Origin of the sequence: Kitasatospora sp. NPDC057500 (assembly GCF_042802195.1) — a bacterium.
Classification (GTDB): Bacteria; Actinomycetota; Actinomycetes; order Streptomycetales; family Streptomycetaceae; genus Kitasatospora.
In genome coordinates this window covers 34,951-58,579 of sequence record NZ_JBHVER010000023.1, presented here as the reverse complement: position 1 = coordinate 58,579, position 23,629 = coordinate 34,951, and the positions used below count along the sequence as shown (strand labels likewise).

Sequence of the window (23,629 nt, the reverse complement as noted above, 5' to 3'; positions counted from 1 at the left end):
GGAGGGCCGGGGTCAGCCGCAGCCGGCCCGGTAGCGGACGGTGGGCAGCAGGCGGGCCCACTCCGCGCGGGGCAGTGGCGGGCGCAGCACGGTGCAGGCCGCGGCGGCGGCCGTGGCGGGGTCGAGGCTCCACAGCGGGGCGGCGCCGTCCTCGCCCGCGGTGAGGGCGCGGCCGTCGGCGAGGAAGGCCAGCGCGTTCAGCGGCTGTCCCGGGCCGGTGAGGGTGGCGAGCGGCTCGGGGGACGACGGGTCCCAGAGGCGGAGGGCGCCCTCGTGGCCGACGGCGGCGAGGGCGCGGCTGTCGGGGGTGAAGGCGAGCGCGTGGACGGTGTCGGCGCCGACCGTGCGGTCCGCGGTGCCGAGGGGAGCGCCGGTCGGGGCGTCCCAGACGCGGACCAGGCGGTCGTTGCCGGCGGTGGCGATCCGCCGGCCGTCGGGGCTGACCGCGATCCGGCGGATGTAGTCGTCGTGCGTCATCCCGGTCTTCCGGGCGGTGGCCGCCGGGTCGCGGACGTCGAGGAGGTGGACGGCGGTGGTGCTGTGGGTGAAGGCGAGTTCGGGCCGCTCGCCGACGAAGGCGACGGCGTTCACCTGGTCCAGGTCGCGGTGCCAGCGCCGCTGCGGCGGTGAGCCGTCCGGCGGGCCGACCAGCAGCCGGCCGTCGGCCGTTCCCGCGGCCAGCAGCGAGCCGTCCGGGCTGAGCGCGACGGCGGTCGGGCGGGCGCCGAGGTCGGTGGCGGCCAGTTCCCCGCCGTCGGATCCCCGCCGCATCCGCAGCACGCCGTCGGCGGTCGCGGTCACCCAGGTGCGGGCGGCCGCGTCGAGGGCCAGGCCGGTGACGGCGTGTCCGGTGGGCGCGGTGGCCGTGACGAGGCGGGGTGTGCGGCCGGTGACGTCCCACAGCGCGGTGCGGCCGTCGGCCGTGCCGACCACGGCCCGGGGACCGGCCGCGGCGACGGCGGTGACGGCCGGACGGTCCGGGCCGGGCGCGAGGTCGGTGCCGCGGCGCAGGTCCCAGAGCAGGACGCTGCCGGACGGGGAGCTGATCCCGGCGGAGGTGACGACGGTGCGGTTGTCGCTGCCGACGGCGACGCCGAGGACGAAGGTCGGGTGGCCGCGCAATTCCGCGGTGGTCCGTCCGGTGGGCAGGTCCCAGACCCTGGCGGCCTGGTCGGCGCCGGCCGAGACCAGGGTGGCGCCGTCGGGCGTGAGGGCGAGGGCGTTGACGGAGCCGAGGTGACGCTGCGGCAGGTCCTGGGACGGCCAGTCCTGCGGATCGGCCGGGACGCCTGCCGCCGTTCCGGCGGGCGGGCGCCACAGCCGGATGCCGCCCTGTTCGCCGCCGACCGCCAGCAGCCGGCCGTCGGCGGCGAAGGCTAGTGAACGAGGCATCGGCATCCGCCCGGAGAGCAGCACCGGGGCTCCGCCGTCCGGCCGCGGCGGGGCGTCCAGGTCCCGCACCAGGACCGTGCCGTCGGTGTCGGCCGAGGCCAGCCGGTGGCCGTCGCCGAAGCCGAGGCCCTGGATCACTCCGGTGTGGTCCAGCAGCGTCCGGACCGGCGGGGCGGCGCCGCCGTCGGCCCGCCAGATCCACACCCGGCCGGGCAGGTCACCGTCGCTGCTGCCCGCCGCGAGCAGGGTGCCGTCCCGGCTGAACGCCACCCGCTTGGCGACGGAGGTGTTGCCGGTGGTGCTCATCGGCATCACCGGGGAGGGCAGCGGCCGCCGGTCGGCGACCCGCCACAGCAGGACCCGGTGCGCCGGGTCGCGGGTGAGCACGGCGGCCAGCAGGGTGCCGTCCGGGCTGAACTCGACGTCCTGGACGGGGTAGCCGACGCCGTGGTCCAGCAGTTCGCCGACCCTCGTGGTGGTGGCGGTGTCCCACAGCGCGACCTGCCCCTTGGAGTCACCGGTGGCGACCAGGCGGCGGTCGGGGCTGAGGGCGAGGGCGTTGACGCCGTAGGCGAAGCCCGGGATCCGGCCGGTCAGGTACCGGGCCTGGGTGCTCAGCACCGCGTCCTCGGCGGAGCGGCGCAGCTCCGGCACGTCGGCGGGCGCGGCGCGCCGGGCCTCGACCGACTGCAGGAACGCGGCGAAGGGGTCGTGGCCCGCGTTCCGCTCCGCGCCGGTGAGCAGCGCGTACACCAGGTTCACCCGGCTCGCCGTCGCCGCCGCGTTCCGCTGGTGCCACGCCAGCAGCGCGCACACCACCACGACGGCGAGCGCGGCCACCAGCTGGCGCCGGGTGCGCACCCGGCGCCGTTCGGCGCGCCGGTCCTGGCGGGCCCGGGCCTCGGCGGCCGCCAGGAACTCCCGCTCGTCGGGCGTGAGGTCCGGCGTCAGGGCGGGCGTGAGGTCCGGTGCGAGGTCCGGCGTCAGGGCGGGCGCGTCCCCCGCTGAGTCCCCCGCCGCTGCCCCCGCCGCGTCCCCCACCGGGGGCTGCGCCCACTGCCGAACGACGTCGAGCCGGCTGCCCCGGTAGAGCAGCGCGTCCTCGCGCCCCGAGGCGGTCCAGTGCTCGGCGTCCTGGGAGAGCTGCTGGTGCAGCCGCAGGCCCGCCCCGGCCTCCTCGATCCACTCCCCCAGGCGCGGCCAGGCACGCAGCAGCGCCTCGTGGCTGAGCGCCACACCGGTGGCGTCCAGGGTGATCAGCCGGTCGGCGGCGAAGGAGGCGAGCACGCGGTCGAGCCGCTCCGGGTCGCTGTCGGCGGCGGCCAGCGCGGAGCGTTCGGCGCGGCGGCGCACCACCTGGCCGTCCGGGCCGACGTGGACCAGGCGCAGCAGCAGCCGGCGGGCGGTGGCCCTGGCCTCCTCGTCCAGCCGTGACCAGGCACGCTCGGCGGTCAGCGCGACGGAGCCGTGCAGTCCGCCGATCGTCCGGTAGCCGTCCAGGGTGAGGGAGCGGGTGGCGCGCTGCTGCCAGACGGCGCGCAGGGTGTGGGCGAGCAAGGGCAGCGCGCCGGGGTCGTAGGCGCGTTCGGGGTGGCCGGGGTCCAGGCCGAGGTCGGCGGTCAGCAGGTCGAGCAGGCCGGGTTCGAGGTCGAGGCCGGCGGTGCGGGCCGGGGCGGTGATCGCGGCGTGCAGTTCGCCGCCGGTCATCGGGCCCAGGGCGAGCTGTCCGCGCCGCACGGCGCGCAGCAGGCCGTCGTGGGCGAGGCAGTGGCCGTAGAGGTCGGCGCGCAGGCCGAGGACGACCAGTCGGCTGCCGTCCGGGCCTGCCTCGTGGCAGAGCCGGTCGAGGAAGGCGCGCCGTTCGTCGGCATCGGGGCAGAGGGTGAACAGTTCCTCGGCCTGGTCGACGATCCAGACCGGGGTGGCGGGCCGCTCGGCGAGGGCGGTGAGTCTCGCCAGGGGTTCGGCGCCCGGGGTCAGGACCTCGGCCGTCACGGGGCCGGGGCCGGCGAGGGCGCCGCGCCGCAGGGCGGGGACGAGGCCGGCGCAGAGCAGGGAGGACTTGCCGGCGCCCGAGGGGCCGACGACGAGGACCGGGCCGCCGCGGTCGCCCGCGCGTTCGCCGAGCAGGCCGAGCAGTTCGGCGCGTGCCCGGTCGCGGCCGTGGAACCAGCGCTCGTCCTTCGCCTTGAAGGAGGCGAGGCCCGGGTACGGGCACTGGCCCCGGGTGGCCAGTTCGATCAGGGCGCCGCGGGCGCGCAGGGCGGTGTCGCAGGCGTGCGCGAAGTCGGTGGTGGCGGGCTTGGCGCCGGTCTCCACCTTGCTGATGTGGCTGCGGTCGTAGTGCACCAGGGCGGACAGGTCGGTCAGCGAGAGGCGCTGGGCCTGGCGCAGGGCCCGCAGGGCTGCGCCGAAGTCCGGTGCGTCGCCGCCGGCCGGTGCCGACGGCGGATCGGGCTTCCCTCCGTGCGCCGGCCGCCGCCCGCCGTGCTCCGCGTCCATCCGCCACCCCCGGTCAGATCGTGTCCCAACCGGTCAACGAGTCGGCCGGCGGTGCGTCACGGGCCCCGGGCCGCGAGTCGAAACGGCAGGTCGGAGGTGTTGTCGAGGTGTCGGCGGCGGGCGACAACAGGCACCCGGTGCAGGCCGGGCGGCCGGCGGGCGAAGCTCTCATCAGGCCCGACGACGAGACGGCGCACCACCGGTCACACCACCGGCCGCACCACCAGTCGCCACACCGGCCACAACCCCGGTCGCATCGCCCGGCCGACGCCCCGTCACCACCCTCCGTCCACGCCTCACCGCAGAGGAGAACCCCACCATGTCGCACCTGCCCCGCCGTCCGCTCCGCGGAGCGCTCCGGGCGGCGGCCGTCGCGGTCGCCGCACTCGCCGCGACGCTGGCCGCCCCCGGACCGGTGACGCCCGCCGGGGCCGCCGGCACCGGCCCGGACGCCTACACCGTGCGCGGCTTCGACAGCTCCCACCACAGCCACGAGACGAGGAACGGCGACAAGGCCTTCGACTGGCCCGCCGTGGCGGGCGGCGGCCAGTCCTTCGTCTACCTCAAGGCCACCGAGGGCCTCACCTTCGACGACGGCTGGTTCGGCCGCGACCTCGCCGGAGCCCGCTCGGTGGGCCTGGTCCACGGCGGCTACCACTTCTTCGAGCCCGACAAGGACGGCGCCGCGCAGGCGGACCACTTCGTCGACGTCCTGCGCCGCGAGGGCCTCACCGGCGGCGGGCCCGGCGAGCTGCCGCCGGCGCTGGACCTGGAGGAGTGCGGCAAGGACGGGCGGATCCCGCTCGGCCAGGTCAAGGCGTTCCTCCAGCGCGTCCGGCAGGCCACCGGCACCGAGCCGGTCGTCTACACCCGGCGCGACGTCGTCGACGACTGCCTCGGCGGCACCGAGGAGCTCTCCGGCTACCGCAGTTGGCTCGCCCGCTACGGCAGTGCCGAGCCCCGGCCGCTGCCCGGCGCCGCCGGCTGGGACTTCTGGCAGTACAGCGAGCGGGCCCAGGTGCCCGGCACGGCCGGCCTGCCGATGGACGCCGACGTGTTCCACGGCGACCGGGCCGCGCTGCGCCGCCTCGCCCACCTGGGCTGACACCGCCCCCAGAACCATCACCAGGAACAGACACCCCATCAGAAAGGCAGGACCCCTCATGAACCGCCGCTTCCACCGCTGGACCGTCCCCGCGCTCGCCGCGACCGCCCTCCTCGGCTCCCTCACCCTCGCCGGGCCCGCCGCCGCGACCGCGCCCCTCGACGGCGCTGCCGTGGCCACGGCCGCCCAGGAGGACGGCCTGCGGGCCGCCGCGCCGAAGATCACCCGGGCCGAGGAGATCCGCCGCGCCAAGCTGTGGCTGACCGCCAACGGCGGCAAGCCCGTCCCCTACTCCCAGCACCGGAACTGGAAGGACGGCTACCGCCAGGACTGCTCCGGCTTCGTCTCGATGGCGCTCAGGCTCCCCAAGTCCGGGCCGAACACCGTCGCGCTGAAGAACGACGGCTGGACCAAGCCGATCAAGATGTCCGAGCTGCGCCAGGGCGACCTGGTCATCAAGGCCAACAGCAACGACCCCGACCACCGCCACGTCGTCATCTTCGACAAGTGGGAGAGCGGCAGGAAGTCCTACTCCTCCTACGAGCAGGCCGGCCGCGTCGGCACCAGGCACGCCAAGCACGACTACGGCCTGAAGTCCGGCGACGGCTACCACGCCTACCGCCCGGTCAACCTCTCCGACTGACGCCCCCGGCCTCCGCGCCCCCGCACTCCCTGCACCCACCGGGGGCGCGGGGGCGCGGGGGTGCGGGGGCGCACAGCCGGAAGGGCGGTTTCCGGTCAGCGCTCCGGCGGAACGGCACGGACGCCGTGGGGCGGGTGGGGCCGGTGCGGCGGCGGGCGGGACCGCCGGGGCGGGAGGCACCCGGAGGTGCGGCCTCCGGGTGCCCCGCGAAGGGCCGGGCGGCGCGTACCGCAGGCCTGTGCGGCCGCGCGGCGCGCCCCTACGATGTGAGCGCCGTCGGGCCTGACCCCCGACCCCGTCACTGCCGGCCGACGCCGGGCGGAACCGGTCCCCTCCCTGAGGGACCGCCCGCCACCCGTCGGCCCCCGCCCGCCGGCTCACCCCGGGCACGGGCGGAACCGCAGGACGGGCACCACCGCGCAGGCCGTTCGTGATTCCTCACACCCAAGGGGTATGCCCATGCACGCCGGCACCGCCGTACCACCGGTCAGACCCGTCCCCGCCGACCGCGCGCTGCGCGCCGTCCGCACCCTGCTGCTCGTCCTCGCCGTGCTGGCCGCCCTGGTGGGCGTCAGCCTCCCGGCGGCCGGCGCGGCGCACGCCGCCGTGCCCGACCGCTGGGGCTTCGCGTACCTCGACAACCCGACCCCGCCGGCGGGCTACGTGCCCGACACCACCCGCCAGTGGGGCAGCTGGCCGACGCCGGCCACCAACCCGGTCCGGGTGGACCAGACCGGCACCGGGACCTATGTCGTGCACTTCCCGCTGATCGCCGGTCCCGGCGGCATCGCCCATGTGACGGCCGTCGGCCGCACCGGCAGCTGGTGCCAGGTCAGGGGCTGGGCGACGGCCGGCACCGGGCAGGACGTCGCGGTGGGCTGCTACCGGCCCGGCGGCGCCCCCGAGAACACCCGGTTCACCGTCCTCTACACCACCAGCAGCGGGGTGCCGGCGCCCGCCGTCGGCGGCTACGGCTACGTCTACTCGAACACCACCGGCGCGGTGATCACCCAGTACAACTCGACCGGCGCCACCAACGCGGTCGGCTACGGCGGCACCGGCGCCTGGAAGGTCTGGCTGCCCGGCCTGGGCCAGTCCACCCACTCCGGGAACATCGAGGTCACCGCCGTCGACCCGGCCGCCGGCGCGCGCTGCAAGGTCGGCGACTGGGTGCCCTCGGCGAGCGGCCAGACCGTCCTGGTCAACTGCTACAACGCCGCCAACGCCCCGTACGACACCCGCTGGACGCTGAGCTACTCGGAGAAGCGGGCCGTGCACGGCGCGGCGATTCCGCCCAAGTCCTACGGCTACCTGTGGTTCAACGGCGGCGTGCCGGCCGGCACCAACTTCAACTCCTCCGGCCCGCCGAACACGCTCACCGGCTCCGTCCCCTACACCGTCAACCTGCCGAACATCGCCGTACCCGCGGACACCGCGCAGGTCACCGCCTTCGGGCCCGGCCCGGACTACTGCGGCCTGGCCACGCCCTGGGCCCGCAGCGCCGGCACGGTGAACCTCTACCCGCTGTGCTTCAACGGCTCCGGCTCCCCGGTCCCGTCCCGCTTCCTCACCGCCTACACCTCGGCGTTCTGACCACGCCGCCGGCCGGCCCGGGCGCCGCGCGCGCCCGGGGCCGGCCGGTTGGGCCGGATGCCCGCGTGCGGGTGCGGCGGACCGGACCTGAGGCCACGTTGAGGAAATGGACATCGTCGTCGTACTGGAACCGGACACACCGACCAACATCAGGATCCTCGGCCCGGGCCACCTGCCCGCCGAGCCCGGGATCCCGGTGCGCCGCGCGCACAGCGCCCCCACGGAGGCCTCGGGCGCCTGCGGCCCCCGCACCCTGTGCGGCCTGGACACCTCCGACATGACCCTCGCTCCGCACCGGGCGGACGATCCCGACCGGCCGCAGCCCCGGCCGCACTGGCACACGTGCAGCACCTGCCGGAGCGCCGGGGAGCAGGAGGGCCGCCTCTCCCCCGCCGGACGCGGGGACGGCCCGCCCCCGGACGGCGCCCACCGCTTCCACCCGGGCGAAGGGCCGGACTCCTGAACCACCGGCCCCGGCAGCACGGCCCGCGGCCCCGCCGCCGAACATCCTGGCGAGCGTGGGGCCGTGCCGCGGACCATAGGCTGACCGGATGACAACCAACCCCAAGACCGCGCTCGTCGCGTCGGCCCTGGCCGGGCTCCTGCTCGGGACGGCCGCCTGCGCGTCGTCCGGCGGCACGGACGCCGCGTCCGGCGGTGGGACGCTCTCCTTCACCAGGCTGAAGTCGACGGTGCAGGGCCTCGGTCCGGACCCCGCGTGCCCGTTCGGCCTGGACCTGGCCGGCGCGCTGAAGGCGGTCGGGATCGAGCGCGGTATCACCCCGGGGAGCGGCACGGGCCACCCGGTTCGGGCCGAGGTCGTCCCGCCCGAGCAGGCCGTGCCGCTCCCGACCGGCACCACGCCCGCCCCGGCCCCGGCGACACTGCCCGCGCGGCCCGAGAACGTCCAGGTGTGGTGCTCCTACAACGCCGGGCGGACGCCGGTGGAGATCGGCGTGGTCGCCGCCCCGGCCGAGGGGATCGCGGTCAACCTCGTCCTCCCCTACATCCAGCGGGCCGGCGACCTCACGACCGAACAGGTGGTCACCGTCTCCGCGGAGCAGCCCTCCCCGGGGCAGGCGAAGACCTCCCCCGGCCGGGGATCGGTCGCCATCGCCCGGGTCGGGGTCGCGGACAAGGGCGACCTCGCGCTGCTGGTCAGCCAGGGGACCGAGGCTCCGAGCACGGACACGGCGCTCACCGGGGAGCCGCTGCGCGCGCTGGCCGAGAAGCTCGCCGCCCAGCTGCACGCCTGACCCCCGCCCGGACGGCCCACCCGGACGGCCGGCCCGGAGTCCACCGGGCCGGCCCCGCAAGCGCTACGGGCGGGTGGTGTCCGACCGCTGCGCGGGCACGGTCGGGGCCCGGTCGTGCTGGAGTGCCCGCAGGTCGGCGAACATCCCCGGCTCGGCGGCCAGCCGCTCGAACGTCCCCTCCTGGATCACCCGGCCGTGGTCGAGCACCACGATGCGGTGCGCCACCCTGGTGTTCTCCAGGTTGTGGGTGACCAGCACCGTCGCGCAGTCCCTGGCGACCTCCGCGAGACCGGTGAAGATCCGGTGCTCGGCCCGTGGGTCCATCGCGCTGGTCGGCTCGTCGAGGATCAGCAGCGTGCCGGACCTGGCCCGGTGGAACGCGGCCGCGGTCACCACCCGCTGCCACTGCCCCTCGCTGATCTCGGCACCGCCCCAGAACTCCTTGGCCAGCAGGGTGTCCAGGCCGTGCGCCAGCTCGGCGATCACCTCGTCCGCGCCGGTGGCCGCCGCCGCCTCCAGCACGGCGCTGTCGCCCGCCCCGTCCGGCTGGCCGAGGGTGATGTTCTGCCGCGCGGTGAGCGGCCAGTGCGCGAAGTCCTGCTGGACCAGCGCCGTCTGGCGCCACAGCAGGTCCGGATCGAGGTCGCGGGTGGCGACGCCGTCCCAGGTCACCGTGCCGCTGTCGGGCAGGGTGAGGCCGCACAGCAGCTTCATCAGCGTGGACTTCGCCGCCCCGTTGACCCCGACCACGGCGACGATCTCGCCCCGGCCGACCCGGAAGTCCACCCCCTTGAGGGCGGCCCGATCCGATCCCGGGTAGCTGAAGGTGACGCCCCGTGCCTCGATCACCGCCGCCCCGGCCGGCGGGGCGAGGGTTCCCCGGTCCAGCCGCTGCGCCCGGGCCATCGCGATGAACTTCTGCCAGTCGCCGACGTACAGGCCGGTGCGGTGCACGGCGGCGCTGTAGTTGGCGGCGACGTGCAGGTCCGAGGCGGCGGCGCGCAGCGCGATCACCGCCGTACCGGCCGAGGCCAGGGTGACGCGGCCGTCCGCGAGGAGCCAGGCGAGGCCGCCCCAGACCAGGCACGCCCCCACGCCGGAGGCCGCCGCCCCGTACAGGCCGAGCACGGCGCTGCGGCGGGCGGCCGTGTCACTCGCCTCGGTGACCTTGGCGACGGCCCTGCGGTGGATGCGGAGCAGGAACGGCGCGATGGTGCTGGAGCGGACCTCCGCGGCCAGTCGGCGGTCGCAGAGGAACCAGCGCAGCACATTGGCCGCGCGGGTCGCGCCGAAGGTGGACATCATCGCCCGGTAGAAGGCGTTGGCGGCGGCCGTGCGGGCCAGGGCCTGCGGGATGACCGCGAGGACGAGCAGCGGGAGCAGCACGGGGTGGATCGTGGCGATCACGATCCCGCCGGCGGCGAGGTTGGCGGTGTAGCCGATCACGTCGCGGGCCTGGGAGAGCAGGTCCCGGGTGGCGCCCGCGCCGCGGTCGCCGGCGTCCCAGGCGGCCTGGAAGCTGGGGTTGTCGTAGGCGACGAGTTCGGCACGGGTCGCGGCGTCGATCAGTTCCAGCTCGGCGGCGCGGGCGACCTTCGGCCCGATCCGCTCGGCGGCCCACTCGCTGGTGATGCGCAGCAGGGCGGCGGTCGCGGACATGGCGGCGAGGAACGCCACGGAGGGGACCGAGCGGGCCAGGCGGTCGGCGATGGAGCCGGTGCCGGCGACCAGTTGGGTGATCATGCCGGTGGTGGCCAGCAGGCCGAAGCCCTGCGCGACGGCGGAGGCCGCGGCGCAGGCGAGGAGGGCGGCCAGGGCGGGCCGGTCGGCCTGCCGGCCGAGGCGCAGCGCGAGGGCGAGGAGCCGGGGCAGGGCGCGGGCGGTGGCCCGCAGGGTGGTCTTGGTACCGTCGATGATCTCCGCGTCGCTGCCCGGGGGCTGCCACTCCATCATCACGGAGTCATCGGCGCCGCCGTCGGGGAGTTCGGGGCGGTCGGGGCCGTCGGCCGTTCCGGCCCCGCCGGCGCCGGGGGTGGGGGTGGGTGTGGGTGTGGGTGAACTCGACTTTGTCAGGAAGGACTTGGCGGTCCTCCGGAGGGCTGTCATGGCGACGGATACTGCCCCGTCGCCTGCGGGCGTTCAACCCCGGCGGTTCCGGGCGAGCCTGGAGCGAACAGCCCGTTTTCGATTCAGCGGCGGCCCCTACCCGCGGAGGTCCTCCAGAACGGCGCGGGCCGCGTTGTGGCCGGGGATTCCGCTGACGCCGCCGCCCCGGACGGCGCCCGCGCCGCACAGCAGGACGTCGGGGTGCGCCGTCGCGACACCCCAGCGGGCGGCGGCGCCCTGCGGCTCCCCGGCTCCGTCCTCGGCGAACGGGAACGCCAGGTCGCGGTGGAAGATGTGGCCGCCCGGCAGGCCGATCTCCCGTTCCAGGTCGAGCGGGGTCTTCGCCTCCACGCAGGGCCGCCCGTCGCCGTCGACGGCCAGGCAGTCGGCGAGCGGCTCGGCCAGCACCGCGTCGAGCTGGGCGAGGCTCGCCGCCAGGGCGCGCTCCTTGGCGGCCGGATCGGCGAACAGCCGGGCGGGCAGGTGCAGGCCGAACAGGGTGAGCGTCTGCCACCCCTGCCGCACGGCCTCCGGCCCCAGGACGGACGGGTCGGTGAGCGAGTGGCAGTAGATCTCCGACGGCGGCGCCGAGGGGATCCGGCCGGCCGCCGCCTCGGCGTAGGCGCTCTCCAGCTGCCGGTAACCCTCGGCGATGTGGAAGGTGCCGGCGAAGGCCTCGCGCGGGTCGACGGCCGGGTCCCGCAGGCGCGGCAGTCGGCGCAGCACCATGTTGACCTTCAGCTGGGCGCCCTCCGGGGCCGGCCCGGGGTCCTCGCCGAGCAGCCGCGCCAGGGTCGCCGGGGCGGCGTTGACCAGGACCCGGCGGGCCACCGCCGTCGCCTCGCCGTCCCGGTGGCGGTAGGTCACCTCGGCCTCGCCCACGCCGTCGGTGGCGAGGGCGGTGACCTCGCAGCCGGTGCGCAGTTCGGCGCCGGCCGCCCGGGCCGCCTCGGCGAGGGCGCCGCTCACCGCGCCCATGCCGCCGACCGGGACGTCCCAGTCCCCGGTGCCGTTGCCGATCACGTGATAGAGGAAGCAGCGGTTCTGGCGCAGTGACGGGTCGTGGGCGTGGGTGAAGGTGCCGATCAGCGCGTCCGTCAGCACCACGCCGCGCACCAGGTCGTCGGCGAAGGCCTGCTCGACGCTCTCGCCCAGCGGCCGCTCGAACAGGGCCGACCAGGCGGCGTCGTCGCCGATCCGCCGGCGCAGCTGCGCCCGGGTGGGCAGCGGTTCGGTGAGGGTGGGGAAGACCCGCTCGGCGACGTTGCCGGTCATCGCGTAGAAGCGGCGCCAGGCCTCCCATTCGCGGTCGGTGCCGGTCAGCGCCCGGAACGACTCCCGGGTGCGGCCGGCGTCGGCCGCGTCCACCAGCAGCCCGGTGGGCCTGCCGTCGCGCACGGCGGGGGTGTAGGAGGCGATCCGGCGCCGGCGCAGCTCCAGGCGCAGCCCGAGGTCCCGCACCACCTGGCGCGGCAGCAGGCTCACCAGGTAGGAGTAGCGCGACAGCCGGGCGTCGACGCCGGTGAAGGCGGGGGCCGACACCGCCGCGCCGCCGACCTGCGGGAGCCGTTCGAGCAGCAGCACCCGCCGGCCGGCGCGGGCCAGGTAGGCCGCCGCCACCAGGCCGTTGTGGCCGCCGCCGACGATCACGACGTCGTGCCGGGAGGAGGGGTTCGCCATGTCCGGCACGGTACGCCACCGGGGCGGCCGGGGGAACGGGGCGGCGGCCGGGCGGATCAGTCCCCGGCGGGGAGGCCGGCGGGGAGCTGCGCGAGGACGTCCGCGGCGAGGCGGACGGTGACGCTGTGCTCGGCGCGGACCAGGCGCAGCATCGGGCAGCGGGCGTCCGCGGTGGCCAGCAGTTCCGCCAGGACCTGCGGCTCGGCCGGGCTCCGCAGCTCGACCTCCGCCGTCAGGTCGTAGGGCACGGCCGGCGCGTCGGTCGGCACGCCGAAGAACCGGGCGTCGTTGTTGCGCGCGTTGACCCGGACCTCGACCCGGTCGAGCGGGACGTCCGCCAGCGCCGCGACGCACAGGACGGTGTGGGTCAGGCAGGTGCTGACCACCGCGCAGAACAGTTCCGGCGAGGACGGGCCGAGACCGAACCCGCCGATGTCGGGTCCGCCGTCGCCGATGAGGGACCAGTCCGCCACCCGGACCTTGCGGACCCCGGTCGCGTCGTCGGCGACGCAGACCGCGCCGACCTCCTCCTCCCAGTCCGCGCCGTCCGGTCGCCGCCGGGCGGCATCGCGCATGGCCGCGCCCTTGTCGCGCAGGTGCTCGGCCAGCCCGGGCCGCCGTACCGCTGGTGTGTGCGTCATGGCCCGTAGCGTACGGGTCGGGGCCGTCTCAGGAGCCGGCGGTGGCCGCTTCCAGGGTGGTCGCCATCACCGGGCTGGTGAAGGTGTTCGACGCGTCGCCGGTGGAGAGGTGGTAGGAGCCCCACTTGAGGTAGTTGCGGGTGCCGTCCCAGGTGGTGCCCGTGAAGGTGCCGGAGCCGGTGGTGAAGGTCTGCTTGACGCCGTCGAACCAGAAGTCGATGGTGCCGTCGGTGCGGCCCAGGCGGATCTTCAGCGCGTAGGAGTGCCACTGGTTGTTGGCGGTCGGCGCGGTCCACAGAGTGTGCGCGACGTGGTCGGTGTCCCACTCCTGGAGGCGGATGCGCCCGCTGGTGGCGTCGATCTCGATCGGGTGGTTGGCGGTGCCGGAGCTCGGCGAGCACTTCAGCTGGAAGACGTAGCGGCTGTTCGTGTCCTTGATGTCCACCTTGGACGACCAGCCGAGGTAGAAGGTGTCGCCCTCCTCCAGGTCGGGGCCGAGGGTCTCGCAGCGCTCCTCGCCCGCGGCCTGGAAGGCCCGCCACACGCTGCCCTTGACGGGGTCCTTGACGACCTTGAGGCCACCGGCGGCGCACTGGACGGCGGTGAAGGAGGAGGGGCCCTTGGCGGTGCTCGGGGTCCACAGCACCGTGCCGGCCTCGGCGGCGGAGCTCCCCGCGGTGGCCCAGCCGCAGGTGAGCGCGAGCGCGGTGGCGGCGACGAGGCCGACGGTGGTCCTGCGGTGGCGGGTCGGAAGGAACATGGTTCTCCCCGGGATCGAGTGGCCGCGACGGACGTAGGAGGTGATTCGACCACCCGGCGTCCGGCCGGGCCAAGCGGACCGGCCGGAGAAGGCCCTTTCGGGCACCGCTCCGGCCGGCCGGCCGTCCGCTAGCGGGCGGGCCGCTCGCCGGGATCCCCGGAGTCCCCGGCGCCCACGTCGTAGGAGGAGGTGCCCTCGTCCAGGAGTGGTGTCCCGGTCGGCTGCTTCATGTGTGCCGGCGCCATCAGCCGCAGCACGTGGTACCCCGTCAGCACGATGATCGTGCCGAGCGCGATCCCGGACAGCTCGAAGCTGTCGGTGAACTTGAGGGTGACGTTGCCGATGCCGACGATGACGCCGGCCGCGACCGGGACGAGGTGGAGCGGATTGGTGAGGTCCACCCTGTTGTGGATCCAGATCTGCGCGCCCAGCAGGCCGATCATGCCGTACAGCACCACCGTGATCCCGCCCAGCACCCCGCCCGGGATCGCCGCGACGACCGCGCCGAACTTCGGGCACAGGCCGAACAGGATCGCGAAGCCGGCCGCGCACCAGTACGCCGCCGTCGAGTACACCCGGGTCGCCGCCATCACGCCGATGTTCTCCGCGTACGTCGTCGTCGCCGGACCACCCACCGCCGTCGACAGCACCGTCGCCGTGCCGTCCGCCATGATCGCGGCACCCATCCGGTCGTCCAGCGGATCACCCGTCATCTCCGAAACCGCCTTCACGTGCCCCGCGTTCTCCGCGATCAGCGCCACCACCACGGGCAGCGCCACCAGCACCGCGGAGGCCTGGAAGCTCGGCGCGTGCAGCGACGGCAGACCGATCCAGTCCGCCTTCCCCACGCCCGACAGGTCCAGACGCCAGTGCTCCGTCGCGGCCCCGCCGCCGACCGGAGAGTGGATCTTCCCGAAGACCCGGTCGAACAGCCACGACACCGCGTACCCGAACACCAGCCCCAGGAAGATCGCGATCCGCGACCAGAACCCCCGCAACACCACCAGCGCCAACCCCGTGAACGCCATCACCAGCAGCGCCGTCCACTGGTCCTGCGGCCAGTACGTCCCCGCCGCCACCGGTGCCAGATTGAACCCGATCAGCATCACCACCGCACCGGTCACCACCGGCGGCAGCACCGCGTGCACCACCTTCGCCCCGAGCCCCTGCACCACCGCCCCGCACGCCGCGAGCACCGCACCCGCCACCAGTAGCGCACCCGTCACCGTCGCCGTGTCCCCGCCCTGCGACTTGATCACCGCGGCCACGCCCACGAACGACAGACTGGAACCCAGGTACGACGGGATCCGGCCCTGCGTCACCAGCAGGAAGAACACCGTCGCCACACCCGACAGCATCACCGCGAGGTTCGGATCCAGCCCCATGAGAATGGGTGCCACAAAAGTGGCCCCAAACATAGCCACCACGTGCTGCGCCCCGAGCCCGACCGTCCGCCCCCACGACAACCGCTCGTCCGGCCGCACCACAGCCCCGGGCCGCGGCGCACGCCCGTCCCCGTGCAGCTTCCACCCGAACCCGACCTTCATCCCGTTTACCTGTTCCACTCGACCGTGTCCCGAAATGCACCCCGGGACCACACGCTGAAACCAACATGATCTCCCGGCCGCAGCGCAGGTTGTTCGAGGAGGGCCATGGTGTCGGTCTCGGCGACGACGGCGGCCGTGCCCGACAAAGGGCGCGAAGCTCGTCGCCGGCACAGCACGGCGAACAATCACGGCCAGGCGTGTGGTCATGCTGCACCAGCCCTGTCAAGGCCCTCGGTGATCGGCGAGGGACTCAACGCGACACAGTCACCGATGAGTTACACATGTCAGCGAGCAGCCACATCGGGCCGGCCCCAGAGAGGTCCGGCTTCGGCGCACCGGCTCTGGGCCTGCTGGACAGGGCGGCAGAGACCCAGGGCCGGCTGGTGCAGAGGAACATCGCCCGGGCCGACGCCGACGGCACGAGGCAACACCGGGCAGGTGATCCGGACACTGGAGCGCTTGTACGTCCCCGAGCCGCCGCTGCGTCCGACACCCGGGACGGTGTTGAACACTGGGCCTTCGGGAGGGTCGCGACCCCGGTTGCCGTCACCAGGATCACCCGTGGGCGGACGGGTGGGCTCCGAGACGCTCGCCGTCGACGGTGCCGGCGCCCGCGAACGAGGAGACGGGCAGTGGTGTGGTCGGCATCCTGGTGGGCCGCCAGGTCGTGGGCCGGGGACGGCGCCCCGGGGTCTGCGGCCCCGTCCAGGACGAGACGGCGACGCTCGACCGCCTTGACCAGATCGCTACCGCCGTCAAGGGCGGCAGCACTGGAACGGCCCTGGAAGAGCACCATGGACAAGGTCTGACTCTCTAACGGCCTGATTACAGGTCGATCACCCCATATCGGACTCTTTACGTAAACCATATGAAGCGATGCCCATCTGTGATACATCGGTTCGATCGGGTTGCTCTCATCCCATAGCTGGGGGCACCGGACACTGATCCGAGGGGAAACAACATGACACTGCGCAGGCTGGGCCGCCCACGTCGGGCGAAGCCGGAGGCAGTCGGGGGCAGCCCAGGGCGGGGGAGACGCAGGAGGCGTAGGCCGTCACGGCTGCTCTGTGTGCTGGTGGGGATGCTCGTGGCGTTCACCGGGTTCGGGGTGAGCGGCCTCAATACGGCGCCGGCCGCCGAGGCGGCGCCGCTGTCGACCTTCTCGAAGACGGGAATCGACCTCACCAACCCGTCGACGGCGACCGCCACGACCGCCGGCTCGGCCCGGCCCGGTGACACCGTCAAGTGGGTGCTGGACTACAAGAACAGCACGACCACGGACGCCGACGTGTCGATCACCGACCCGATCACCGGCGGACAGACCTACGTCGACAACTCGCTGCAGCTGCCGCCCGGTTTCACCGGCTCGGTGGCGAACGGCACGCTGACCGCCAAGGGCCCCGTCCTCCAGGGGACGACCTCGGCCGCGTCGCCCGTCTTCAGCTCGCAGCCCGTCAACTTCAACACCCCCGGCGGTGACGGCTACTCGGTCGAGGGCTACAAGAACAACATCTACACCGTCTTCCACCACAACAACTCCAGCACGGTCGTGTTCTGCGCGACGCTGGCCGGCGCGGTCTGCCCGGGCTGGCCCGCGCTCTCGACGTACGTGGACCCGAAGGCCGGGACGCCACTGGGCACCGGGACCGCCGGCGCCTACCACACCGCGCACATCAACGGTTCGTTCATTTCCAGCGGCCGGTTGTACTGGCCGGTGTCGCTGAACCTCGAATACGGGATGCAGTGCCTGGACCTGGACGCCCGGGTCAGCTGCGGCTACACCCATCTCGGAACGAGCCCGGCCGCCACACACGTCCTCGCCGGCGACGGCATCGCGGCGGCCGACGGCAACTACTACTACCTGGCCCTCGGCGGCAACCTGCACTGTGTCGCGCCGGACGGCACCGCGTGCGGCGCCGTGAACGTCACGGTTGGTGGGATTCTCGCAACCGGGTACAGCTTCGAGGTGGGGACGTACGGCCGTTACGTCTACGTCACGTACATCAATGCCGCGCGGACCAGCGACTACCTGTCGTGTTTCGACACCGTGACCCGCCAGCTGTGCGCGGGCTTCCCGATCGCGACCGGTGCTCCGCAACCCGTTGGCTTCAGCAGCGAGGTGTTCCCGGTCGTCTCGTCGAACGGCGATCTCCTCGGAGCCTGTGCGGTCTACGGCTCGGTCTGCTACGCGCCCACGGGCGCGGCGCTCGCGAACCCGTGGAGCCAGCGGATCTACTCCTACGGGGCCGCAGGCCAGGGCTACGGCACGGGTGTGCTGGTCGGGACGAAGTACTACACGGGCAACGCCAACGTGGTGGACTGCTACGACTTCGCGCAGCCGCTGGTCGCCGGCAAGGTCCAGCCCTGCACCAGGTTCACGACCCATCCCCCGAACCTGCGCAGCTACACGGTGCGTCCTCTGGCGAACTTGCCCGGCTGCTTCGCGTCGAACGGTGACGGCGGGCGCATCGGCATCTTCAACGGCGAGACCGGCGCCCCGTGCGCCTCGGCGTCCCGGAGCGTGCAGCTGACCCCGGACGTCTACTACTGCGACGGCAAGTCCGGGCACACCACCTCGTGGGGAAGCGTTTCGCTGCCCGGCCTGGACGGCTCGCAGTACTACGGCGCCACCCTGACGCTCACCGGGGCCAACGGCGCCCCCGTGCCGGGGTGGACCGACGTGCCCTTCCCCAAGTCCGGCCCCCAGTCCATCGACATCTCCTCGATACCCGTCTCGGGCAACACCGCCTCACTCACCGCGACGGTCAGCCTGGCCGCCGTGAACAGCCCCACCGCGGTCGATGCCGCGAAGGTCAAGGTCACGTGGGTCGGCGACAGCGTGCAGGTCTGCTACCGGACGGTCGCCCCGCCGGTGTCCTGCCAGCAGACCCTGCCGGTCACCAACAACGCGACCGCCGTCACCACGGCGGGCGGCACGAGTGACGCGCCCGGCCAGACCACGGGCACCGTGACCTTCAACGTGGCCCCGTCCGCCGAGCAGTGCATGCTGCACCTCATCAAGACCGCGAACCCCGCGACCGCCAGACCGGGTGATCCGGTGACCTACACGATCAAGGTCGCCAACACCGGTACTCAGGACTACGTCGCCGCCAACCCGGCCTCGCTGAGCGACAGCATCACCAAGGTCCTGGGTGACTCCTCCTTCGACCCCGCGAGCCTGCAGGCGTCGGCCGGGACCGCGACGTACGACCAGGCCGGGAAGGTGATCGGCTGGTCCGGCCCCCTCGCGGCGGGCGCGACCGCGACCATCACCTACACGGTGAAGGTCAACGACCCGGACACCGGCGCCCACCTGATGACCAACCGGGTCGTCACCCCGCCCGGCACCGCGTCGAACTGCGCCGCGGCCTCCACGGACAAGGACTGCGCCGCAGACGTCCCCGTGCAGTCCCTGCGGGTCGTGAAGACGACTCCCGCCACCCAGGTGACGGCCGGCGAGAAGGTCGACTACACGGTAACGGTCACCAACACCGGAGCCGCCGACTACACCGCCGCCGCCCCGGCGTCGTTCAGCGACGACCTGACCGCCGTCCTCGACGACGCCGTCTACAACAACGACGCGGCAGCCACCTCCGGTGCGGTGAGCTACGCCGCGCCGACGCTGTCCTGGTCCGGCCCGCTCCCCGTGAACGGCACCGTGACGGTGACCTACTCCGTGCGCGTCAACAACCCCGGCACCGGTGACCAGAAGCTGGACAACACCGTGGTCACGCCGACCGGCTCGGGCGGCAACTGCGCCCCCGGCTCGACCGACCCGGCCTGTCGCGTGCAGATCCCGGCGAAGGCCTTCTCCCTCGTCAAGACCGCCTCGCAGCCCACCGCCAACCTCGGCGACACCGTCACCTACACCCTGAAGGTCACCAACACCGGGGCCACGGACTACACCGCCGCGGACCCGGCCTCGTTCACCGACGACCTGAGCGGTGTCCTCGACGACGCCACCTACAACGACAACGCCCTGGCCACCGCCGGAGCCGTCCAGTACACCGCGCCCACCTTCACCTGGTCCGGCCCGCTGGCCATGGGCGCCTCGGCCACGATCACCTACAGCGTGACCGTGAACACCCCCGATGACAACGGCGACCGCCTGCTGCACAACACGGTCACCAGCCCTCCGGGTTCGGGCGGCAGCTGCGTCCCCGGCAATACCGACCCCGCCTGCCGCAGCGACGTGCCGATCCCGGACGACCCCAAGCTGACGCTGACGAAGTCCGCCTCCACCGGCACGCTCGTCGCGGGTCAGGAGATCACCTACACGTTCGACGTGAAGAACACCGGAAACGTCACCCTCAAGGACGTCAAGGTCAACGAGACCGCGTTCACCGGCAGCGGCAAGCTGTCGGCGATCACCTGCCCCGCCGCCGAGGCCGCATCCCTGGCCCCGGGCGCCACGGTCACCTGCACCGCGACCTACACGGTGACGCAGGCGGACGTGGACGCGGGTTCGGTGAAGAACACGGCCACCGCCACCGGCACTCCGCCCCGTGGCGGGTCCCCGGTGTCGCCGCCGGCCGACGCGACGGTCACCGCGAACGACAAGCCCGCGCTGGCTCTGGTCAAGACCGGCCACAGCAGCAAGCCGAACGAACTCATCGTCGGCGAGCAGGCGCGCTACGACTTCACGGTCACCAACACCGGCAACGTGACGCTGAAGGACGTGAAGGTCACCGAGACCGCGTTCACCGGCAGCGGCACCATGTCTCAGGTCACCTGCCCGCCCGCCGAGGCCGCATCCCTGGCCCCTGGTGCGGCGGTGACCTGCACGGCCACCTACACCGTGACGCAGGCCGACGTGGACGCCGGCTCGATCAAGAACACCGCCACCAGCACCGGCACCCCGCCGCGCGGCGAGCCCCCGGTCTCCCCGCCGGCCGACGCGCTCCTCCCGGCACCGGAGCAGCCGGCCGTGGCGCTCGTGAAGACCGCCTCCACCGACAAGGCCACCGTCGGGGAGGAGATCAGCTACACGTTCGCCGTCACCAACACCGGCAACGTCACCCTCACGGACGTCAAGGTCAACGAGGGCACGTTCACCGGCAGCGGCAAGCTCTCCCCCGTCACCTGCCCGAACGGTGCCGCCTCGCTGGCTCCGGGCGCGACGGTGCTCTGCACCGCCACCTACACCGTCACCCAGGCCGACGTGGACGGGGGTTCCGTCAAGAACTCCGCCACGGCGACCGGTACCCCGCCGAGCGGCCCGCCGCCGGTCTCCCCGCCCAGCGAGGTGACCGTCCCGGCACCGAGCAACCCGGCCCTGACCGTGGTCAAGACCGCGAGCAGCAGCCAGCCCGACACGCTGACCGTCGGTGAGACCGTCAACTACACGTTCGCGGTGAAGAACACCGGGAACGTCACGCTCAAGGACGTGAAGGTCAACGAGACCGCGTTCACCGGCAGCGGCAAGCTGTCGGCGATCACCTGCCCCGCCGCCGAGGCCGCATCCCTGGCCCCGGGCGCCACGGTCACCTGCACCGCCACGTACACGGTGACGCAGGCCGACGTGGACGCCGGGTCGATCAAGAACACCGCCACCAGCACCGGCACCCCGCCGAGCGGCCCGCCGCCCGTCTCCCCGCCGAGCGAGGCCGTTGTCCCGGCTCCGAGCGAGCCCGCGGTGTCCCTGGTGAAGTCGGCTTCGACCCGCACGCTGGTCGCGGGTGAGGCGGTCACCTACAGCTTCGCCGTCACCAACACCGGAAACGTCACGCTCAAGGACGTGAAGGTCAACGAAGGGGAATTCACCGGCAGCGGCAAGCTGTCGGCGATCACCTGCCCCGCCGCCGAGGCCGCATCCCTGGCCCCGGGCGCCACGGTCACCTGCACCGCCACCTACACCGTGACGCAGGCGGATGTGGACGCGGGCTCGGTGAAGAACACCGCCACCAGCACCGGCACCCCGCCCTCGGGCGAGCCCCCGGTGTCGCCGCCGTCCCAGGTCGTGCTGACCACGACCGACGCACCGGGCGTGGCCCTGGTGAAGTCGTCCTCGACCGGCACCCTCGTCGCCGGTGAGGAGGTCATCTACAAGTTCGAGGTGAAGAACACCGGAAATGTCAGCCTCAAGGACGTGAAGGTCAACGAGGGCGAGTTCACCGGCAGCGGCAAGCTGTCGGCGGTCACCTGCCCGCCCGCCGAGGCCGCGTCCCTGACCCCGGGCGCCACGGTCACCTGCACCGCCACCTACACCGTGACGCAGGCCGACGTGGACGCCGGCTCGATCAAGAACACCGCCACCGCCACCGGCACGCCGCCGCGCGGCGAGCCCCCGGTCTCCCCGCCGGCCCAGACCGTGGCGACGACGGCCGACAAGCCCGCCCTGTCCCTGGTCAAGACCGGGCACAGCAGCAAGCCGGACGAGCTCGTCGTCGGCGAGACCGTCCGCTACCACTTCACCGTCACCAACACCGGCAACCTCACGCTGAAGGACGTGAAGGTCAACGAGACCGCCTTCACCGGCAGCGGCCAGCTGTCGGCGGTCACCTGCCCGCCCGCCGAGGCCGCGTCCCTGGCCCCGGGCGCCACGGTCACCTGCACCGCCACCTACACCGTGACGCAGGCCGACGTCGACGCCGGGTCGATCAAGAACACCGCCACCAGCACCGGCACCCCGCCGCGCGGCGAGGCCTCGGTCTCCCCGCCGGCCGACGCGCTCCTCCCGGCGCCGGAACAGCCGGCCGTGGCTCTGGTGAAGTCCTCCTCCACCGGCACCCTGGTCGCCGGTGAGCGGATCACCTACACCTTCGCCGTCACCAACACCGGCAACGTCACCCTCACGGACGTCAAGATCAACGAGACCGCGTTCACCGGCAGCGGCAAGGTCTCCGCCGTCACCTGCCCCAAGGAGGCCGCCACCCTGGCGCCCGGCGCCGCCGTGCTCTGCACCGCCGCCTACACCGTCACCCAGGCGGATGTGGACGCGGGCTCGGTGAAGAACACCGCGACCGCCACCGGCACCCCGCCCAAGGGCCAGCCGCCGGTGTCCCCGCCGTCCGACACCACGGCGACCACCACCGACCAGCCCTCCCTGACCCTGCTCAAGTCCGCCACCACCGGCCAGGACGACAAGCTCGTCACCGGCGAGAAGATCACCTACAGCTTCACCGTCCGCAACACCGGCAACGTCACCCTCAAGGACGTCAAGATCAACGAGGGCCGGTTCACCGGCCACGGCACGCTCGACCCGGTCACCTGCCCAGAGGAGGCCGTCGCCCTCGCGCCCGGCACCACCGTCAGCTGCACCGCCGGCTACACGGTCACCCAGGCGGATGTGGACGCGGGCTCGGTGACGAACACCGCCACCGCCACCGGCACCCCGCCGCGCGGCGAGCCCCCGGTGTCCCCGCCGTCGGAGGTGGAACTGCCCCAGGCACCCAAGCCTGCCGTGGCCCTCGTCAAGTCGGCCCAGACCGAGAAGCCCGGCCGACTGGTCACCGGCGAGAAGGTCGCCTACACCTTCGCCGTCACCAACACCGGCAACGTGACGCTGAAGGACGTCACGATCAAGGAGGGCGCCTTCACCGGGCACGGCAAGCTCGACGCCGTCACCTGCCCGAGCGGCGCCGCTTCCCTGGCTCCGGGCGCCACCGTCAGCTGCACCGCCGGCTACACGGTCACCCAGGCCGACGTGGACGCGGGCACGGTGAAGAACACGGCCACCGCCACCGGCACCCCGCCGCGCGGCGAGCCCCCGGTGTCCCCGCCCTCCGACGTGACCATCCCCTCCAACGGCAAGGGCGTCCTCGGCCTCACCAAGACCGCCGACGTCACCGACACCAACAAGACCGGGAGGAACGACACCGGCGACCGCATCGACTGGAAGCTCACCATCGCCAACCAGGGCACCCTCACCGTCACCGACATCAAGGTCGACGACCCCACCGCCGGTGACGTCACCTGCCCCAGGACCAGCCTCGCCCCCGGCGAGACGATGATGTGCACCACCCAGCCGCACACCATCACCACCCAGGACGCCCAGCGCGGAAAGGTCGTCAACACCGCCACCGCCACCGGCAAGGCCGGCAACGCCACGCTCACCTCCCCCGAGGCCACCGCCACGGTCAAGGTCGAGCACGACACCCCTGCGGCGCCCGGCAAGCCCGGTGGCCCCGCGGCCCCCAAGCCGTCCGGCATCCTCGCCCACACCGGCACCGCCGTCCTCACCGTCGTGGGCATCGCAGGCGGACTGCTGATCGTCGGCGCCCTCGCCCTCGGCCACAGCAGGCGCCGCCGCAACCAGTAGCGGACCCGACCGACCAGTCCCCACAACCGGCGCCCGCCGGGGTCACGGAACCCACCCGTGACCCCGGCGGGCATTTCACTTGCGCCCAAACAGGCGGCGCTTGCTCTCCGTCCGGTCCGGAATACCGCACACCTCGAATGACGC

At 73.7% G+C, this 23,629-nt stretch carries 12 protein-coding genes; 6 read left to right on the top strand and 6 right to left on the bottom strand.

Features of this window, described 5'->3' with window-relative positions:
* Positions 1-12: 12 nt before the first annotated feature.
* The gene (locus ACFU74_RS07900; RefSeq protein ID WP_380753450.1) at positions 13-3,894 is read right to left on the bottom strand and encodes a helix-turn-helix domain-containing protein; all 3,882 of its coding nucleotides are present in this window, start codon (positions 3,892-3,894) and stop codon (positions 13-15) included.
* 319 nt (positions 3,895-4,213) lie between these two features.
* Between ACFU74_RS07900 and ACFU74_RS07895 the strand changes: the two genes are divergently transcribed.
* From ACFU74_RS07895 to ACFU74_RS07875, 5 genes are all read left to right on the top strand, one after another.
* Positions 4,214-4,999, top strand: coding sequence for a glycoside hydrolase family 25 protein (locus ACFU74_RS07895; protein ID WP_380753447.1), 786 nt, complete (start codon positions 4,214-4,216; stop codon positions 4,997-4,999).
* Between the two features lie 58 nt (positions 5,000-5,057).
* Entirely contained in the window at positions 5,058-5,642 is a 585-nt protein-coding gene (locus tag ACFU74_RS07890; protein WP_380753444.1) for a hypothetical protein, read from the top strand.
* 459 nt (positions 5,643-6,101) lie between these two features.
* Entirely contained in the window at positions 6,102-7,235 is a 1,134-nt protein-coding gene (locus ACFU74_RS07885) for a hypothetical protein (protein ID WP_380753441.1), read from the top strand.
* 106 nt (positions 7,236-7,341) lie between these two features.
* The gene (locus ACFU74_RS07880; RefSeq protein ID WP_380753438.1) at positions 7,342-7,698 is read left to right on the top strand and encodes a hypothetical protein; all 357 of its coding nucleotides are present in this window, start codon (positions 7,342-7,344) and stop codon (positions 7,696-7,698) included.
* 88 nt (positions 7,699-7,786) lie between these two features.
* Positions 7,787-8,491, top strand: coding sequence for a hypothetical protein (locus ACFU74_RS07875; protein WP_380753435.1), 705 nt, complete (start codon positions 7,787-7,789; stop codon positions 8,489-8,491).
* 63 nt (positions 8,492-8,554) lie between these two features.
* Here the strand turns inward: ACFU74_RS07875 and ACFU74_RS07870 are convergent, their stop codons facing one another.
* From ACFU74_RS07870 to ACFU74_RS07850, 5 genes are all read right to left on the bottom strand, one after another.
* The gene (locus ACFU74_RS07870; RefSeq protein ID WP_380753432.1) at positions 8,555-10,597 is read right to left on the bottom strand and encodes an ATP-binding cassette domain-containing protein; all 2,043 of its coding nucleotides are present in this window, start codon (positions 10,595-10,597) and stop codon (positions 8,555-8,557) included.
* 96 nt (positions 10,598-10,693) lie between these two features.
* Positions 10,694-12,277 carry a phytoene desaturase family protein gene (locus ACFU74_RS07865; protein WP_380753429.1) on the bottom strand — a complete coding sequence of 528 codons (1,584 nt, stop codon included), beginning with the start codon at positions 12,275-12,277 and terminating at the stop codon, positions 10,694-10,696.
* Positions 12,278-12,333: 56 nt separating this feature from the next.
* Complete coding sequence (locus tag ACFU74_RS07860; RefSeq protein ID WP_380753426.1) at positions 12,334-12,918, bottom strand: OsmC family protein; 585 nt, start codon at positions 12,916-12,918, stop codon at positions 12,334-12,336.
* A gap of 28 nt (positions 12,919-12,946) precedes the next feature.
* The gene (locus ACFU74_RS07855) at positions 12,947-13,678 is read right to left on the bottom strand and encodes a hypothetical protein (RefSeq protein ID WP_380753423.1); all 732 of its coding nucleotides are present in this window, start codon (positions 13,676-13,678) and stop codon (positions 12,947-12,949) included.
* Positions 13,679-13,806: 128 nt separating this feature from the next.
* The gene (locus ACFU74_RS07850; RefSeq protein WP_380753420.1) at positions 13,807-15,225 is read right to left on the bottom strand and encodes a uracil-xanthine permease family protein; all 1,419 of its coding nucleotides are present in this window, start codon (positions 15,223-15,225) and stop codon (positions 13,807-13,809) included.
* Between the two features lie 1,081 nt (positions 15,226-16,306).
* Between ACFU74_RS07850 and ACFU74_RS07845 the strand changes: the two genes are divergently transcribed.
* Positions 16,307-23,485: a hypothetical protein gene (locus ACFU74_RS07845; RefSeq protein WP_380753417.1), complete on the top strand. Its 7,179-nt coding sequence runs from the start codon at positions 16,307-16,309 to the stop codon at positions 23,483-23,485.
* The last annotated feature ends 144 nt before the right edge of the window (positions 23,486-23,629 follow it).

Excerpts from the sequence above, each read along its gene's own strand:
- ACFU74_RS07900 (WP_380753450.1), bottom strand. The coding sequence starts at position 3,894 with ATGGACGCGGAGCACGGCGGGCGGCGGCCGGCGCACGGAGGGAAGCCC.
- ACFU74_RS07895 (WP_380753447.1), top strand. The coding sequence starts at position 4,214 with ATGTCGCACCTGCCCCGCCGTCCGCTCCGCGGAGCGCTCCGGGCGGCG.
- ACFU74_RS07890 (WP_380753444.1), top strand. The coding sequence starts at position 5,058 with ATGAACCGCCGCTTCCACCGCTGGACCGTCCCCGCGCTCGCCGCGACC.
- ACFU74_RS07885 (WP_380753441.1), top strand. The coding sequence starts at position 6,102 with ATGCACGCCGGCACCGCCGTACCACCGGTCAGACCCGTCCCCGCCGAC.
- ACFU74_RS07880 (WP_380753438.1), top strand. The coding sequence starts at position 7,342 with ATGGACATCGTCGTCGTACTGGAACCGGACACACCGACCAACATCAGG.
- ACFU74_RS07875 (WP_380753435.1), top strand. The coding sequence starts at position 7,787 with ATGACAACCAACCCCAAGACCGCGCTCGTCGCGTCGGCCCTGGCCGGG.
- ACFU74_RS07870 (WP_380753432.1), bottom strand. The coding sequence starts at position 10,597 with ATGACAGCCCTCCGGAGGACCGCCAAGTCCTTCCTGACAAAGTCGAGT.
- ACFU74_RS07865 (WP_380753429.1), bottom strand. The coding sequence starts at position 12,277 with ATGGCGAACCCCTCCTCCCGGCACGACGTCGTGATCGTCGGCGGCGGC.
- ACFU74_RS07860 (WP_380753426.1), bottom strand. The coding sequence starts at position 12,918 with ATGACGCACACACCAGCGGTACGGCGGCCCGGGCTGGCCGAGCACCTG.
- ACFU74_RS07855 (WP_380753423.1), bottom strand. The coding sequence starts at position 13,678 with ATGTTCCTTCCGACCCGCCACCGCAGGACCACCGTCGGCCTCGTCGCC.
- ACFU74_RS07850 (WP_380753420.1), bottom strand. The coding sequence starts at position 15,225 with ATGAAGGTCGGGTTCGGGTGGAAGCTGCACGGGGACGGGCGTGCGCCG.
- ACFU74_RS07845 (WP_380753417.1), top strand. The coding sequence starts at position 16,307 with ATGCTCGTGGCGTTCACCGGGTTCGGGGTGAGCGGCCTCAATACGGCG.